This is a genomic window from Polaribacter sp. M10 (genome assembly GCF_054968445.1).
On the sequence record NZ_JBSSBG010000002.1, the window covers coordinates 176,485 to 192,389 of the forward strand.

The 15,905-nt window shown below is 28.1% G+C and carries 18 protein-coding genes; 8 read left to right on the top strand and 10 right to left on the bottom strand.

Annotation, left to right across the window (positions count from 1 at the left end):
• The first annotated feature begins 90 nt into the window (after nt 1-90).
• Nucleotides 91-264, top strand: coding sequence for a hypothetical protein (locus tag ACWYN7_RS03515; protein WP_462858464.1), 174 nt, complete (start codon nt 91-93; stop codon nt 262-264).
• Between the two features lie 4 nt (nt 265-268).
• On the opposite strand, the gene ACWYN7_RS03520 is transcribed toward ACWYN7_RS03515, so the two are convergent.
• Nucleotides 269-1,714 (bottom strand): T9SS type A sorting domain-containing protein, encoded by a 1,446-nt coding sequence (locus ACWYN7_RS03520; protein ID WP_462858465.1) that lies wholly within the window; start codon nt 1,712-1,714, stop codon nt 269-271.
• Between the two features lie 628 nt (nt 1,715-2,342).
• Between ACWYN7_RS03520 and rpiB the strand changes: the two genes are divergently transcribed.
• Together rpiB and ACWYN7_RS03530 are read left to right on the top strand one after the other, a co-directional pair.
• Nucleotides 2,343-2,771, top strand: coding sequence for a ribose 5-phosphate isomerase B (gene rpiB / locus ACWYN7_RS03525; RefSeq protein ID WP_462858466.1), 429 nt, complete (start codon nt 2,343-2,345; stop codon nt 2,769-2,771).
• 146 nt (nt 2,772-2,917) lie between these two features.
• A complete protein-coding gene (locus tag ACWYN7_RS03530; RefSeq protein WP_462858467.1) occupies nt 2,918-3,364 on the top strand; it encodes a GNAT family N-acetyltransferase in 447 nt (148 codons plus the stop codon).
• On the opposite strand, the gene ACWYN7_RS03535 is transcribed toward ACWYN7_RS03530, so the two are convergent.
• Genes ACWYN7_RS03535 through ACWYN7_RS03545 form a run of 3 tightly spaced genes read right to left on the bottom strand, consistent with a single transcriptional unit; the run spans nt 3,361 to nt 7,362 of the window.
• On the bottom strand, nt 3,361-5,850 hold the full coding sequence (locus tag ACWYN7_RS03535; RefSeq protein ID WP_462858468.1) for a TonB-dependent receptor: 2,490 nt from the start codon (nt 5,848-5,850) through the stop codon (nt 3,361-3,363). The genes ACWYN7_RS03530 and ACWYN7_RS03535 overlap by 4 nt on opposite strands.
• Before the next feature lie 28 nt (nt 5,851-5,878).
• Nucleotides 5,879-6,793, bottom strand: coding sequence for a FecR family protein (locus ACWYN7_RS03540; protein WP_462858469.1), 915 nt, complete (start codon nt 6,791-6,793; stop codon nt 5,879-5,881).
• A 59-nt stretch (nt 6,794-6,852) separates the two neighbouring features.
• Nucleotides 6,853-7,362: an RNA polymerase sigma factor gene (locus tag ACWYN7_RS03545; protein WP_462858470.1), complete on the bottom strand. Its 510-nt coding sequence runs from the start codon at nt 7,360-7,362 to the stop codon at nt 6,853-6,855.
• Nucleotides 7,363-7,534: 172 nt separating this feature from the next.
• Here ACWYN7_RS03545 and ACWYN7_RS03550 point away from each other — a divergent pair, with 172 nt between their 5' ends.
• The 3 genes from ACWYN7_RS03550 (at nt 7,535) to ACWYN7_RS03560 (ending at nt 10,118) form a co-directional block, all read left to right on the top strand.
• Nucleotides 7,535-8,587: a hypothetical protein gene (locus ACWYN7_RS03550; protein WP_462858471.1), complete on the top strand. Its 1,053-nt coding sequence runs from the start codon at nt 7,535-7,537 to the stop codon at nt 8,585-8,587.
• 143 nt (nt 8,588-8,730) lie between these two features.
• Nucleotides 8,731-9,513: a membrane metalloprotease gene (locus ACWYN7_RS03555; protein ID WP_462858472.1), complete on the top strand. Its 783-nt coding sequence runs from the start codon at nt 8,731-8,733 to the stop codon at nt 9,511-9,513.
• A 17-nt stretch (nt 9,514-9,530) separates the two neighbouring features.
• On the top strand, nt 9,531-10,118 hold the full coding sequence (locus ACWYN7_RS03560; RefSeq protein WP_462858473.1) for a porin family protein: 588 nt from the start codon (nt 9,531-9,533) through the stop codon (nt 10,116-10,118).
• 177 nt (nt 10,119-10,295) lie between these two features.
• Here ACWYN7_RS03560 and ACWYN7_RS03565 read toward each other — a convergent pair whose 3' ends face one another.
• From ACWYN7_RS03565 to ACWYN7_RS03575, 3 genes are read right to left on the bottom strand one after another with little or no spacing between them, the layout of a single operon-like run.
• Entirely contained in the window at nt 10,296-10,865 is a 570-nt protein-coding gene (locus tag ACWYN7_RS03565) for a pseudouridine synthase (RefSeq protein ID WP_462858474.1), read from the bottom strand.
• A gap of 32 nt (nt 10,866-10,897) precedes the next feature.
• On the bottom strand, nt 10,898-12,352 hold the full coding sequence (locus ACWYN7_RS03570) for an ArnT family glycosyltransferase (protein WP_462858475.1): 1,455 nt from the start codon (nt 12,350-12,352) through the stop codon (nt 10,898-10,900).
• Nucleotides 12,353-12,399: 47 nt separating this feature from the next.
• Nucleotides 12,400-13,191: an aldose 1-epimerase gene (locus ACWYN7_RS03575; protein ID WP_462858476.1), complete on the bottom strand. Its 792-nt coding sequence runs from the start codon at nt 13,189-13,191 to the stop codon at nt 12,400-12,402.
• Between the two features lie 112 nt (nt 13,192-13,303).
• On the opposite strand from ACWYN7_RS03575, the gene recA reads away from it, so the two are divergent.
• Nucleotides 13,304-14,311, top strand: coding sequence for a recombinase RecA (gene recA / locus ACWYN7_RS03580; RefSeq protein WP_462858477.1), 1,008 nt, complete (start codon nt 13,304-13,306; stop codon nt 14,309-14,311).
• Nucleotides 14,312-14,384: 73 nt separating this feature from the next.
• On the top strand, nt 14,385-14,921 hold the full coding sequence (locus ACWYN7_RS03585) for a GNAT family N-acetyltransferase (RefSeq protein WP_462858478.1): 537 nt from the start codon (nt 14,385-14,387) through the stop codon (nt 14,919-14,921).
• Between the two features lie 4 nt (nt 14,922-14,925).
• On the opposite strand, the gene ACWYN7_RS03590 is transcribed toward ACWYN7_RS03585, so the two are convergent.
• The 3 genes from ACWYN7_RS03590 to dut are packed head-to-tail and all read right to left on the bottom strand — an operon-like array spanning nt 14,926 to nt 15,904.
• Nucleotides 14,926-15,078 carry a PspC domain-containing protein gene (locus ACWYN7_RS03590; protein ID WP_462858479.1) on the bottom strand — a complete coding sequence of 51 codons (153 nt, stop codon included), beginning with the start codon at nt 15,076-15,078 and terminating at the stop codon, nt 14,926-14,928.
• Nucleotides 15,079-15,104: 26 nt separating this feature from the next.
• The gene (locus tag ACWYN7_RS03595; protein WP_462858480.1) at nt 15,105-15,470 is read right to left on the bottom strand and encodes a hypothetical protein; all 366 of its coding nucleotides are present in this window, start codon (nt 15,468-15,470) and stop codon (nt 15,105-15,107) included.
• A 2-nt stretch (nt 15,471-15,472) separates the two neighbouring features.
• Nucleotides 15,473-15,904, bottom strand: coding sequence for a dUTP diphosphatase (gene dut, locus ACWYN7_RS03600; protein WP_462858481.1), 432 nt, complete (start codon nt 15,902-15,904; stop codon nt 15,473-15,475).
• Between the last annotated feature and the right edge of the window lies 1 nt (nt 15,905).

The following is a 15,905-nucleotide window of genomic DNA, read 5'->3' on the forward strand; positions in this document are numbered from 1 at the left end:
AATTTCTCTTTTTTCTTAAAATTATCTTAAAAAAAATGTAACGTTTTCTAAAATTAAACGTCTTTATAATAACAAGACCAAATTTAAAGGATGAAAAATCTACGTAAAATAATCGCTTTATTCGCACTTATATTCCTTACCGGAATTTTTATAAGTCTGGAGATTATAGATAGTTCTTTAAATAAAGAGCAGCCTACCAAAGAAACTGTTGAGATTCAGAAAGATACTCTTTATCTATTAGAAGCTGAAAAAAAAGCGGTTTAACTTTTTATTCTATAATTAATTTTTTAGCTATTTTCCCTTGATTGGTTTCTACTTGTACAACATAGATTCCTTTAGATAAATTAGAAATATCTATAGTTAATTCTTTACTACTTTTTATAAATTGACCTAAATTATTATAGATAACTGCTTTTTTAAAATTTGAATTATCACTTAATTGTATTGTTAAAATATCCTTGACTGGATTTGGAGAAAAATTAAATTTTGATATTTCATTATGATAAGAAGATGACAAAACTGAACTTAAATCATAAACTCTTGCTTTACCTGAACTATCTCCATTTACATCATTACTTGCAGAACCTACAATGATAATAGAACCATCTGCATTTATATTTATTGCAGAACCTAAACGATCTGAAGCAGATTCTCCAAAAATACTCCCTACAGGATTCCATATGTTATTAAAATATTGAAAAACTGTTACTTTACCAGAATTAATCCCATTTTCATCATTTTCTATTGCACCTACTGCAATAATATCACCAGTATTATTTAAATCTAAACTACTGCCAAAAAAATCATTTCTAAATTCTCCTTCTAAAGTATTACCTAATTGTTGCCAGCTGTTGTTTATATACTTATAAATATTTACTGTTCCTTTTTCATTACCAGGAGAACTAATTGCCACAACATTACCATCTTTACTTAAAGATAAATCCCATGTATATATACTAGAATCAGAATTTCTTTCAATGGTATTGCCTATTTTTTGCCAATCATTATTAATATTTTTGTAAATATTTACCTTACCTTTTTGGTACTCAGACATTCCATCATTTCCATTAGAACTTATAGCAACAACATCTCCATTAGCACTAATTTCTGTAGATAAACCAAGAAAATTTCCTGAATATTCTCCAATTATATCATTTCCAATTTGTACCCAAGAATCATTAGAATACCTGAAAATTCTTACAAAACCTTTATTGGATATACTACTAGGTGAACTTACCGTTAAAATAGTTCCATCTGAACTAAGACCTACACTTCTACCTAGAAAACTACCATTACTTTCGTCTAGTATAGTGTTGCCCATTTGTACCCAAGAATTGTTTAAATATTGATAAACTTTAACCCTACCAATATAATTTTTATTAGTAGAACTATAATTAGGAGCACCAATTGCAATAATATTACCAGCAGAATTTAAACTTATAGATTTATTACTATTAGAATCTAAATGTTCCATATTAATATTTTCTCCTATTTTTTGCCAAGTATTATTTATGTTATTATAAATAGCAACATGTGAAGTATTATCTGAAGTAATATATCCAGGAGCTAGAACAGCAATAATATTACCAGCAGAATTTATTTGAACAGAATAACCTAAAAAATCATAATTATTGGCTCCATTAATATCTTGACCAATTTGAGTTTGCCCAAAAAGAAACATTGGGTATAAGAAGAAAAATAGTAATTTTTTCATATTTAATTTTTTTTTGAGTAAAAATAAAAAAATATGTACTTATCAACATTATATATTATAATTATTTTTCTTTTATAAAATTTTAAAAAACAATGATGGTTATAATAGTATGTGAATAGCTACTATAAAAAATCTCTTTTTTATTTTTAAATATGACTTATTAAAAAGAATTTACATTTTATGAGTTGTTTAAATCCTTTAAAATCAATATAAAATTAGAGTTATTAACAAAAGTTATAAACAGCTATTCACATACTTTTATCAATATTTAATTTCTAATTCTATGTAAACAAATTGTAAATTTTATGTTGATAAACTTTTATCAAAAACTTAAAATAAAATTTGCGTATGTCAACCAAGAGCTTGTATTGTTATAAAAATTAAGAATACCAAAAAAAGTTTTCTATTTTTTATGATAAGTTCTTAACATTTACTTAAAATAGTTAAAAGCTTTAAAAATAAACAGTTATTAAAAAATGATAATTTTTAAATGTTTATAACTGTTGATAACCGTTAATTTCTATATTTTTGTAACCCTAACTAAGTCATTGCGAATGTAATGAAGTAATCTTTACATAAAATAGCAGATTACTTTATAAACTCGTAAAAACAATTAAATAAATAAATTATGACAATTGCCATTGGTAATGATCACGCAGGAACTGAATACAAGTTCGAAATTATAAAACATTTAGAAGAAAAAGGATATACTGTACTTAATTTTGGTACAGATACTAACGATTCTATGGATTATCCTGATGCTATCCATCCAACAGCAGATTGTGTTGAGTCTGGCAAAGCTGAATTAGGTATTATTTTATGTGGTTCTGGAAATGGTGCTCAAATGACAGCCAATAAACACCAAGGTATTAGAGCTGCATTGTGTTGGAATAATGAATTGGTTGTTTTAACAAGGCAACATAATAATGCAAATGTACTTACAATTCCTGCACGTTTTGTGTCTTTACAACAAGCTATAGGTTTTGTAGATGTATTTTTAACTACAGAATTTGAAGGTGGTAGACACGCAAATAGAGTGTCTAAAATTTCTTGTTAATTAAAACTTCTCGATTCAAAATTTCAGAAAAAGTAATTTCACTCAAAGTGACAGTAGGTTAATTTATATTACTAAGAAGTGTTGTCAGTTCGAGTGATTTCGATTTTTTTCGAAATTGTATCGAGAACATTTATAATGTTTTAAAAATGAATTTCATCATAAAATCCTTTTCTGATTTAAATACAACAGAACTATATCAAATACTTCAAATCCGTTCTGAAGTTTTTGTTGTAGAACAAGATTGTGTTTATCAAGATGTAGATTTTAAAGATCAAAAATCGCTTCATATTTTTGGTGTTAAAAATGATAAAATAGTAGCATATACTCGTATTTTTAAAGCAGGAGATTATTTTAAAAATGCCAGTATTGGTAGAGTAGTAGTGGCTAAAAAAGAACGTAAGTTTGGTTATGGACATCAAATTATGAAAGCTTCAATTTTAGCCATTAAAGAACATTTTAATGAGGATTTAATTACAATTTCTGCTCAAAAATATTTAAAGAAGTTTTACGAATCGCATCAATTTAAACAAATAGGAGAGGAGTATTTAGAGGATGGTATACCACATATTAGAATGGATAGAATAACTTCTTAGAATTGTACCCTAAAACTTAAATTAGGCGTAAAGGGTAAAGAATAATTATCTATTCTTTTTACATTATTTGTGTTTGCTTCATCTACAATAAAATAAGAATCTATAATATTTTCTTGGTCTGTAATGTTGGTAATTCCTAAACGAATTGTAGATTTTACGTCTTTTATAAAATCAAAATGATAACTTCCAGAAAAATCTAATCTAAAAAAACTATCTAATCTTTCTTGATTTGGGTTATCGTAATTTACGATAATTCTATTTCCATCTTGTATAGTTTCATTACCTTCTATTGGTTTTGTGTACGGTTTTCCAGAACGTAAAACACAACCAAAAGAGAGTTTAAATTTTTTGCTAAAATCGTAATTAAATGCTGCACTTACAGAATGTCTAATATCTAAACTATTAGGAAAAGTTTCAGGATTAAAAATATCGAAAGTGTAATTATTTACTGCGTAAGTGTAACTTAACCAAGTACTTATATTTTTAGTTTGTTTGTTTATTAAAAACTCTACGCCTTTAATACTATAATTTCCTACAGAATTAAACGTTTGTGTATTGTTGTAAAAACCTTGATTATCTGCAGTAATTCCATCAATTTTTTTATAAAAAGCAGTAACATCAAAATACAATTTATTGAATGTATATTCTACTCCAAAAGAAGCTTGTTTGCTTTTAATAATAGGTGTATTTATGTTGTCAGCAAGAATCCATCTGCGTTTTTCTATTCCTAAAAAGTTTTCTTCAAAATCAATTTTTTGGGCTGTAGTTTGGTTTTTATATTCACCCTCAAGTTTTAAAGAAAAGTTGTTATCAATTTTTTGTCTAATGTTAATTCTAGGTTCAACAACATATTTTTTAAAGGCATTAAAATAGTTTGTTCTTACTCCAAAACGAGCATACGTTTTGTTTTGTTGATATTCTATTTCTGAATATAAAGCAGTTTTTATCAACACATCTTTTACAGTAGTAGAAAAAGTAGGAGCGTTAACTGTGGTTGTATTTCTGATGCCAATTTCGTTAAAAACAAGACCATTTTTAAAATGGAAAACATCAGAAAATTCATATTTAGAATCTAATTTTAGTTCTGTTTCTAAAACATTATTAAACTGTGTTTGTAACTGATCTGAATCTTTATTATAATCGGATGAATTTATTTTATAATCAGAAAAAAATGCAGAAAAAGTGGTAGAAAATTTAGTGTTCCAATCTGCATTCCAGAGGATATTTGCACCTAAATTTTCTTGTTTTAAGGTACTATTTTCTTCTATTGTAGTAGTATTACTAGTATATTTTTCTAAGTATTCTAAATTGTTTTTTATGTGGATAAAATTGGCTCTAATAGAATGATTATAATCAATATCATATAAAAACTTAAGTGAATAATCGTAAAAATAAAAATTTGATTCTGAGTTATTTACAGAGTTAGAAGCAACAGAATTATCTTGAAAACTTCGCGAAAAATAATTCTTATAAGTTGGTGTATTAATTAAATCTGTAAAAGATCTTCTACCAGAAATATGTAGTTCCATATTGTCTTTTAAAGGCACTTGCACAAAAGCATCTGCACTTAATAAATTAAAACCTGCACCTCCAGAAAATTCATTGGTAATTCTGTTGGCAGTTTCCATATTTATGGTGGATGAAACACCGTCTGAAAACGCAGTACTTGTTCCGTTTTTGGTAACTGCTACTTTTTGTGTTAAATACGGATTATAGGCAGAAATTAACCCAAAAAAATGACCTGAATGATACATTTTTATACCATCCCAAAGCATTAAATTTTGGTCGTTTGTACCTCCTCTAACATTAATATTAGAAACACTTTCGTTTATACTTTCTATACCAGGTAAAATTTTGATGGTTTTTAAAATATCGGGTTCTATTAAGCCTGGTAAAATTCCGAATTTTTCTGTGTTTAAAACAGTAGCACCATCAGCACTTTTTTGTAAGCCAGAAGTTAAAAATCTAGGCATTGTAATTTCTGACAATTGCTCTGTTTCTTCTTCTAAAAATATTTGTTTACAACCTGTAGAAAACAATTCTTTTGCAGCAATTGTTTTGGTTTTAAAACTGATATACGAAAAGCTTAATGTGGCATTTACTGGTACATTGTGTAAATAAAATTCACCTTTTTGGTTGGTGGTTGTACCTAATGTATAACCATCTACTTTAACAGTTGCCAGTAAAAGCGGTTCTAAAAAGTTGGCGTCTATAATGGTTCCGCAAATAGAAATCGATTTATTTAAAAACGAAACAGTTACATATCTGTTGTCTAAAGTTTTAAATTGTAAAAAAGTGTTTTTATTTAAATAAGTTAAAAGTTGATCTATGGTAATTCCTTTTTTTGGTGGATGTACATAGATGTCTTTTACATCATTATCAGAATAAGAAAATTTAATTTTATAAGTTTTTTCTAACTCAATTATTAATGATGAAAGTGCTACTTTTTCATCAGAATTTTGAGCAAGAGCAATACTTGTTATCAACAAAAAATTGATAAAAAAAAACTTAAATTTATTTACCATAATTAAATATAGTAATTATTTTTCCTTCTATTTTATAAGACAATTGCAGAGGAATTGTAACAGATTGTAAAGCTAAATTTACATCTGTATGCGTAAAACCACCTGAGTATAATGTTGCCAAATTAACCTCTTGGGTTTCTATGGTATAACCAAACTGATTTTCTAATTCTTCTAATACAATTTGTAGTGGTGTGCTTTTAAAATTAGATTCTTTTTGTAGCCAAGATTTTTCGTGAATATCGAAAGTGTTTTTAGTATCTATTATGCCATTTACTACTTTAAAAAGAGTTCCTTTAGGTAATTTAACAAGGGTATCTTTATAAGCAACACTTACTAAACCTTCGTAAGTTTTTACCTCAAAATAATTAGCTCTTTCTTTTACGTTAAACTTTGTACCTAAAACAGTTACGTTTCCAATTTCTGTACTTACTGTAAATTTTTTTCCTTTATTAACTTTAAAAAAAGCTTCTCCATTTAAAGATAGATTTCGGTTTTTATCCCAACTTTTTTTACCGTAAGAAATTTCTGAATTCGAATTTAAAATTACTTCAGAATTATCTGGTAAATTAAATGTTTTTGTTTGCGCAAATTCGGTTTTAATAGTAGCTTTTTTGTTAAAAAAGATAAAATAGGAACTTATCACAAAAACAACAATAGCCGCTGCATATTTGTACAAATGTTTAACGTTAAAGGCAACAACTTTACCTTTTTTAGTTTTGTTTTGCGTTCTTAATTTAAAATCTGCTAAGGCTTTATCAACATCAACTTTTGGTGGCTCTATTTGAGAAGAATAATGCGCAATTTTTTCTAAAGTTTTAAAATCTTCAGTTTCTTGTAAGCGCTGCAATTCTTCATCAGAAGATGCTCTGTTTAGCCATTTTAAGATGTCGTTTTTATGTTCCATTCGTGTACTTCTATATATATAACAATTAAAAAGTATTTTACCCTACTTTAAAAGTGATCTTAAATTCCATCAATTTTTGTTCTTAATTTTTTTAATGCAGAAGACATTCTTTTTTCTACTGCTTTCTGAGAAATGGCAAGCAATTCTGCAATTTCTCTGTATTTTTTACCATCAATTCTGTTCATCAAAAAAACTTCTCTTTCAGCTTCAGTTAAATCTTCTATGGCTTTTTTTAGCTTTAATTTAAACTCTTCTTCTTCTAATAAATATTCAGGACTTTGGTTATTAATATCTAAATAAGGACTGCTTTTGGCATATTCAAAAACCACTTTTTCGTGCTTAACTTTATTTAAAAAAAGGTTATTAACAACTGTAAATAAGTAAGATTTTGCTTTGGTAAAATCTATTTTATTACAGTTTTCCCAAATTTTAATAAAAGCTTCTTGTGCTAAATCTAAAGCCGTGTTTTTATTGCCAGATTTATAGTAAGCAAAGTTACTAGCAGACTGTATATGAGTTGTATAGAACTCGTTAAAATAAATTTCATCACAAAGAGATTTATCAATCATATAGCGAAATTTGGTAATAAAAATAAAAAATATAGAGTACAAAGGTAGGGTAAATAAATGTTTAGTTGTTTTATCATCAGAAGAACAAAAAATTGATCTTTTAAAAAAAGAAGTTAAGATAAAGGTATACCAAGTTCTTTAACAAATACATTAATTACTAAAACTATTAGAAATGAAAACATTAAAATTAATAACAGCAATTGCTTTAACAGCAACATTAGGTTTTACATCATGTCAATCTGATGAAAATACAGAAATAGGTACAAATCCGAATGCAAACTCTTCTACATCTACAACAGCTTCTAATTATGAAAGAGCTGCAATGAACGATGGATCTAATGATGATTTTTTAGATGGCAATGCTTGTACAGAATTGTTATTTCCGTTAACAGCTTCTGTAAACAATCAACAAATTACTCTATTAAGTAGTTTAGATTTTGCTGCAGTTTTAAATATTATGGGTGAATTTAACGATGATTCTGATTCAGTAACATTTAATTTTCCTATTAAAGTAAGAACAAGTAACTATACAGAAGTAACTGTTAATAACCAATCAGAATTGGATGCTTTAAATGCAGAATGCGAAAATGCAGAAGCTGAAGGTAGAGATGCTATTTCTTGTATAGACATTAATTTTCCGGTTACAATGTTAACTTACGATATTAGTCTAGAACAAACTGGCTCTGTTGTTTTACAATCTGAACAACAACTATATAGTTACATGACAAGTTTAGGATCTGACGAACTTTTTGCAGTAAATTATCCTATTAGTGCCACTTTAAGTAATGGTACAGAAATTCAAATTAATAGCGATGCTGAATTTCAGAATGCAATATCTGATTGTGTACAATATGAAGATGAAAAAGACGATGCTGCAAATACTGCAGCAGAAGTAGAAGCGGTTTTAAGTGGTACAAAATTTAAAGTAGAAACTTTTATACAAGAAGGTTCTGATACTGCAAACGATTATGCAGAATGGTCTATAGAATTTACTAATGATCTAAAAATTGTAGCAACAAATGTTGTGAATTCTGCTTTAGGAGAAATAGAAGGAACTTACGCTGTTAGTTCAGAAACAGAAGCGTTTGTAAATGTAAACTTTGCAAGTAACACAGCTTTAAGTGCTTTGGGGAATAACTGGGTTATTAGCACTTACAGTTCAACTTTAATTACTTTACAAAGTAAAACAGACGCTTCTGTAACTTTAGCTTTTAAAAAGCTATAAATAAAGCATATTGAAAAGGAATAGTTAGTTAGTTAGTTAGTTAGTTAGTTAGTTAGTTAGTTAGTTAGTTAGTTAGTTAGTTTTCTTTACAACTGCTATAAAATACTTTAGTAGTTGTAAAGATTTTTTTAAAAGGTAAGTAGATGAAAAATATTTTTGTAAAAGTAGTATTAGCTTGTAGTATCTTTTTTTCTTGTTCATCAGAAACAGAAGAAATTATAGAAAATGATACAGGAGAAATCGTGAATGTAGCTTTAAATAGACAAGCAACAGGTGCTTCTGCAAACGATTTACTTTCTGCAGATTCTTTTAAAAAATTGATTGTAGAAATGGCTTACATAGAAGATTTTGAACCAACTACAACCGCTATAAATAATTTTAAAAGTTTTATAGAAAATAGAATTAACAAACCAGAAGGAGTAACATTTATTACCAAAGAAATACCAACAACAGGTAAAATAGAATATACATTAGATGAAGTAGTTGATATAGAAAAAGAATACAGAACACAATACAATTCTGGTGCTACAATTGCAGTTTGGGTTTTATTTATAGACGGAAAATCGTCTAATGACACAAGTTCTGGTTCAATTTTAGGCTCTGCTTATTGGAATACTTCTTTTGTTATTTACGAAGAAACCATTCATGGTTTAAGTGATGGAACGTTTGAACCTGATAGAAGTTTGCTAGAATCATCAGTAATACATCACGAATTTGGTCATATTTTAGGGTTAACAAATTTAGGAAGCGATTTACAAAGCGATCACGAAGATGAAGAACATCCAAAGCATTGTAATGAAGAAGATTGTTTAATGTTTTGGGCAGCAGAAACTAGCCAAGGAATTGGAAACATGCTTTCTGGAGGTTCTGTACCAACTTTAGACGCACAATGTTTGGCAGATTTAAGAGCTAATGGAGGTAAATAATTTTAAAAAATAAAAAAATGAAAACAATATATATAACAATAGCATTAATGATTACCAGTACAATTTCTTTTAATGCACAAGACAGAAAAAATAAATCAACAGCTGGTATTAAAGGTGGTTATAACCTATCTTCAGTTAGTTTTGATGGTACATCAGAAACAGATAAATTACACGGATTTCACATTGGTTTTTATGGAGAATCGTATATAGGAAATCATCTTTCTATTCAACCAGAAATTCTTTATTCGCAACAAGGTTATAAAATTATAGATAATAGTGGTACTTATACACAAAAGTTAGATTATTTAAATGTGCCTTTAATGCTAAAATTATATCCAGTAAAAAGTTTCTTTTTAGAAGCAGGACCACAGATAGGTTTTTCAATATCGCACAAAGAAACTTTTGATGCAGGTTTTGTTTTGTATGATACATCAGAAGAATTTGAACCCAAAAATTTTGATTGGGGAGTAAATGTAGGAGCAGGTTTTAAAAGTGATGCTGGTGTTAGTTTAGGCGCTAGATATCATTTAGGACAAAGTGATATTTACAATAATGACAAACCTAAAAATAGAATAATACAAATTTATTTAGCGTTTGAATTTTAAATATAAATAAAGAGGGGAATATTTATTTCTCTCTTTTTTTTGTCATTTTATAGATTAAGTAGCCAAAAGCAACTAAAAAATGAAGAATTATAATTGCAATAACAATGTATAATGTGGTGTTAGAATTGTTCATGGCGCAAAATTAGAAAGTAGTTTGTTCTTAATATGTAATAAATGTTACATAAAATCATCTACTTCTAAAACCTTTCCAATTGCTAAATTATCAATCTTAATTTCGCCAATTCTTACACGAATTAATCGTAAAGTAGGAAAACCAACAGCTGCTGTCATTTTACGTACTTGTCTAAATTTTCCTTCTGTAATAATGATAGAAATCCAACTTGTTGGGCCATGTCTTTCATCACGAATTTTTTGACTTCTTAAAGGAAACTGAGGATCATCAATTAAAAAAGCTTTACCAGGTTTTGTGGTGTATTTTTTACCTTCAAAACCAATTTCTACACCATTTTTTAACTGTTCTATTTCTTTTTGGGTGATGATACCATCTACCTGAACAAAGTATTCTTTTTCGTATTTGTTGCTTCTAATTTCTGCAGAAACTTTACCATCTGTGGTTAATAAAAGCAAACCTTCAGAAGCAAAATCTAAACGACCAATTGCCATAGTTCCTTCAGGAAAATCGTGTAATTCTCCCAATAATTTTTTCTTCCTTTTGGTTTGGTTGTTTATAAATTGCGACAAATAACCATAAGGTTTATGCAGTATAAAATGTCGATGTTTTATCAAGATAAATTAACTTTTAAAAGGCAAAAATACGTTTACTTAAACACACCTTTGTACAAATAATAGGCTTTAATTTTATAACCGTGTTTTTCTATGTTTAAAGTATCTATAAAAGTTATTTTTTTAAATAAAGCTTTAATTTCATCACTTAAAACGTCATCGTCATTACTATCTGTTAATAAAATACCTTCTGTATTGGTTTTGTATTTTATGTTTTTACTCCAATAATCAAACTGATCAAATCGTTTAGAATAAGAAAATATTTTTGGATTATTTAGTTCAAAAGCCAACAAAGACGCACTTCTATAATTAGAAGTTACAATTGGTATTGCTTTAGCTGTTTGTAGTTTTTTAACCTCATTTCCTATTTTTTGCCATCCATAATGATAAATATTATCTCTGTCAGAACCTCCAAAAACTGATGTTAAAGGTACAACACCAAAATGAAAAATGACGCCAAAAACACCCAAAGCACTATAACTTAAAGTAATTAAAACTTTCTTTTTTTTGATAAGATAATTGCTTGCTAAAAATGTAATAAATATTAAACCAACAATGTTCCAATAAAACAAAACATTAGAAAAAAGCGAAAAGAATAAAAAAACAACAGACGATGCAGAAAAAATGGCAACTGCAAATTTGGTGTACACAATTTGATAAGATGTTTTGTTTTTGATTTTTTTATCGGCTGTAAAAACTTTAAAAATTGCCCAACAAAAAAAGGGTGATAACATTAAAATAGTCCCTAGAATAAAGCCTAAATAATTTCCTCCAAATAAATTAAATTCCTCAAAAATAGGACTTAAAGTTCGTTGTTGAAGGTTAAATTCAAAAGAACCAAATTTGTTTTTTGTGTTCCAATAAATTATGGGTACACTTAAAATTGCAATAATTAACAGACTTATATAAAACCGATAATCTTTAAATACTTTGTAAAATTTTTTGTTTAAAATCAACAAAAAAAAGATTCCTAAACCCAAAAAAACTGCATTGTATTTCGATAAAATTGCCAAACCAAAAAAGAGACTTCCGAGAAAAATATCGGCAGTTTTTCCTTTTTTATCTAACCAAATATCATGTAAAAAATTGATGTAAAAATATCCAGAAAGTATGCAATTTGTTAGTAATACATAATCGTTCCAAGCATAGGTTGTAAATAAAAAAAACAAAGGACAACTAAAAAATAATGCAATTGCAACAGGTTTGTTTTTAAAGTCTAATTTTTTAGCAAAGAGATACAAAACAGTTGCAATAAGTATACAACAAATTATTACTGGCAATCGTAAAGCAAAATAAGACGTACCAAAAATAGTAGAAAAAAGTGATTGAATTAATGCTTGTAAAGCAGGATGATCGTGATAAGAAAAATCTGGATATTGCCCCCAAAACCAATAATAAGCTTCATCTACATTCGGAAAAACAAAAAACCAATAATAAAGTTTACAAATCAGAATAACAGAACAAAGAACATAAAAAAGATTCTTTTTCATACTAAATAAAAAGATTTTAGTTGCGTAAAAGAATCAAAGGTGATGATTTATAAAACCTTAATTGTTACTGAAAAGTTATTTTTACCTTTCGATAAAGTCATGTTTTCTTCCGAAAATTTCTGATCTGTGTAAGAAGTATATTGGGTTATTGGCTCAATGCAAAGCATATTATCAACTTCGGTCCAAAGCATAAAATTATGAAAACCGTTTGTCGTAATTTCTAAATCGTTTTTATTGATATTATGTAAAATAATTTTTTCAGTTCCTAAAACCGGAAATGCATTAGAACCTGCTTTGTAAACATCTGCTAACGTTATTTTTTCAGTACCAGCTTCTAAAGTTTCGTTACCTGTATCTGATAATAAAAATGCAGGATGATAACCCAACATAAAAGGCATATGTTCATCAGAAGTAATTATAAAATCGATGGTTAAAATATCGTCTTCTAATTTAAAATTTTTTTCGAAAGTAAAATCGAAAGGCCATTTTAAAAATTCTTCAGTAGATTTTTTTGGAAACTTACTATTCTTAACAGCGTTATTTTTAGTGTATTTTTTGATGAATTTTGCCGAATTTTCATCCGCAGAAATCAATGCATAATCCATTTCTCTTAACAAACCATGTTGATCTTGAATGGCATCACCATTTTTGGTGTGTACTCTAAAATTATTTTTAGAAGTTGGGCCAATTACAGGAAACATTTCATCATCCGATTTTCGCCAACCTTTATTTCCTTTTTGATGAATATACTCTTGATTATCTTTCTTGTAACTAATTAATTCGCCTTTTTCTATAGTAACGCTACTATTTGTATTTTTTATAATAATATTAGAACTCATACATTTCCTTTTTGTGTAAAAATACTACAAAATTGGCAGTAATTTATTAGGAATTTAAAAGTTGTTTTTTGTAACTTGTGCAACTAAAAATTTAAATAATTAAGCAAAATTTATGGCAGCAGATAAAGAAAAAGCAGCAAAACTAAAAGCCCTACAACTTACTCTAGATAAGTTAGATAAAACGTATGGTAAAGGTTCTGTAATGAAGTTAGGAGATGTAGTTACTGAAGATGTAGATGCAATTTCTTCTGGTTCTTTAGGGTTAGATTTAGCTTTAGGTGTGGGTGGTTATCCAAGAGGTAGAGTTATTGAAATTTATGGACCAGAATCTTCTGGTAAAACAACGTTAACCATTCATGCAATTGCAGAAGCACAAAAAGCTGGTGGAATTGCAGCGTTTATAGATGCAGAACATGCATTTGATAAATTTTATGCAGAAAATTTAGGTGTAGATATCGATAATTTAATTATTTCTCAACCAGATCATGGAGAGCAAGCTTTAGAAATAGCAGATAATTTAATTAGATCTGGTGCAATAGACATTGTTGTAATTGATTCTGTTGCAGCATTAACACCAAAATCTGAAATTGAAGGTGAAATGGGTGACTCTAAAATGGGTTTACATGCACGTTTAATGAGTCAGGCATTGCGTAAATTAACAGGTACAATTTCTAAAACTAATTGTACAGTTATCTTTATTAACCAATTAAGAGAAAAAATTGGAGTAATGTTTGGTAACCCAGAAACTACTACTGGTGGTAATGCATTAAAGTTCTATGCTTCTGTACGTTTAGATATTAGAAGAAGAACGCAAATTAAAGATGGAGATAGAGTTATTGGTAACAGCACCAAAGTAAAAGTTGTAAAAAATAAAGTAGCACCACCTTTTCAAGTTGCAGAATTTGATATTATGTACGGACAAGGAATCTCTAAAGTTGGAGAAATTTTAGATATTGGTGTAGAATTAGGTATTGTAAAGAAAAGTGGTTCTTGGTTTAGTTATGGAGAAACTAAATTAGGGCAAGGTAGAGATACTGTAAAAGGGCTTATAAAAGATAATCCAGAATTAATGGAAGAGTTAGAAAGTAAAATAAAAGAAGCTATTGAAAATCAAGATTAAGTATTAAAAGTTCTAACTATTATTAAACTGCTATTGGAGTAATCAACCAGTAGCAGTTTTTTATTTTTATAAAATGATTAAAGTATCAGAAAATTTATTTTTAAAAAAAATTACAAGTAATGATGCAGAAACTCTATTTAAGTTGATGAAAGAAGTATATCCTGCTGCTTATCATCACTTTTGGGAAGATTCTGGAGATTGGTATGTAAACTCTCAATATAACAAAGAAAATGTTTTAAAAGAGCTAGCTCAGCCAAATTCAGACTATTATTTTATCATTTTTGATGATGAAATTATTGGTAACCTAAGAATTATTTGGAATGAAAAGTTAGCAGGTTTACAGGAAGATAAACAGGTTAAATTACATCGAATTTACTTGCATCAAAAAACACAAGGAAAAGGTTTAGGGAAAAAAATATTCAATTGGTTAGCAGAAAAAGCTATACAAAAGGAATATAAAATTATTTGGCTCGATGTTATGGATGAAAAACAACAAGCTTTTGAGGTTTATAAAAAGTTAGGTTTTACGTACCATTCTCATTACAACTTACCTTTTAAACTCATGTTTAAAGAAATGAGAAAACTGAGTCAAGTTTTTAAAAAACTATAGAAAATTACTCATTAGATAACACTTTTACCAACCACAGAATTAAATAGGCTCCTAAGCCAAGCCCAGCAAAAATGACTAATAACACAAATAATATTCTAATATTTTTTGCTGAAAATTGTGTTTTTGTACTAAGCCATTCGCATACACCTAAAATCATAATTTAAATTTATTATTGTTTATATTTTATCCTTTAAAAGGAGGAGTTTCTCTTACTAATCGTTCAATTTCTTTTACAATATCTAGTCTACTTTTGGTTTTTAATTCGAAGTATAAGTTTTCCCAATCTGCATCAAAAGAAACCTTTTTAGTGCTATCGTTTTCAACTTTTGTTAAATTAATAACTCGTAAATAAAAGTATCCATTTACATCATTTTCAGGTCTAAAATCTAGATTTATAGCTCTCATTAAACTATAATTGGTTAAGTGTAAAAGAGAGCTTGCATCTAAATAATGCATGGTTTCTTTAGAAGGATCAACTTCGTAGAATAAATTCCACTCTACATTCCAACTCCCAGTAATTCGTAAAGGCTGTAAATCTATTTCATCCATTTTTAAACTCCTGTACTTCCAAAACCTCCAGAACCACGTTCAGTTTCGCTAAGTATTTCTACCTCTTGCCAAATTGCTCTTTCATGTTTTGCAATGACTAATTGTGCAATACGTTCGCCATCATTAATTACAAAATCTTCGTTTGATAAATTAACTAATATCACTCCAATTTCTCCACGATAATCTGCATCTATAGTTCCAGGCGAATTTAAAACGGTAATTCCTTTTTTTGCAGCCAAACCACTTCTTGGTCTTACTTGTGCTTCAAAACCAACAGGTAAAGCAATAAATAATCCTGTTTTTACAATAGCTCTTTCTAATGGTTTTAAAGTTATAGAATCATCGATGTTTGCTCTTAAATCCATTCCTGCAGCACCTTCTGTTTCGTAATTTGGTGTTGCGTGTTTCGATTTATTTATAATTTGTACGTTCATT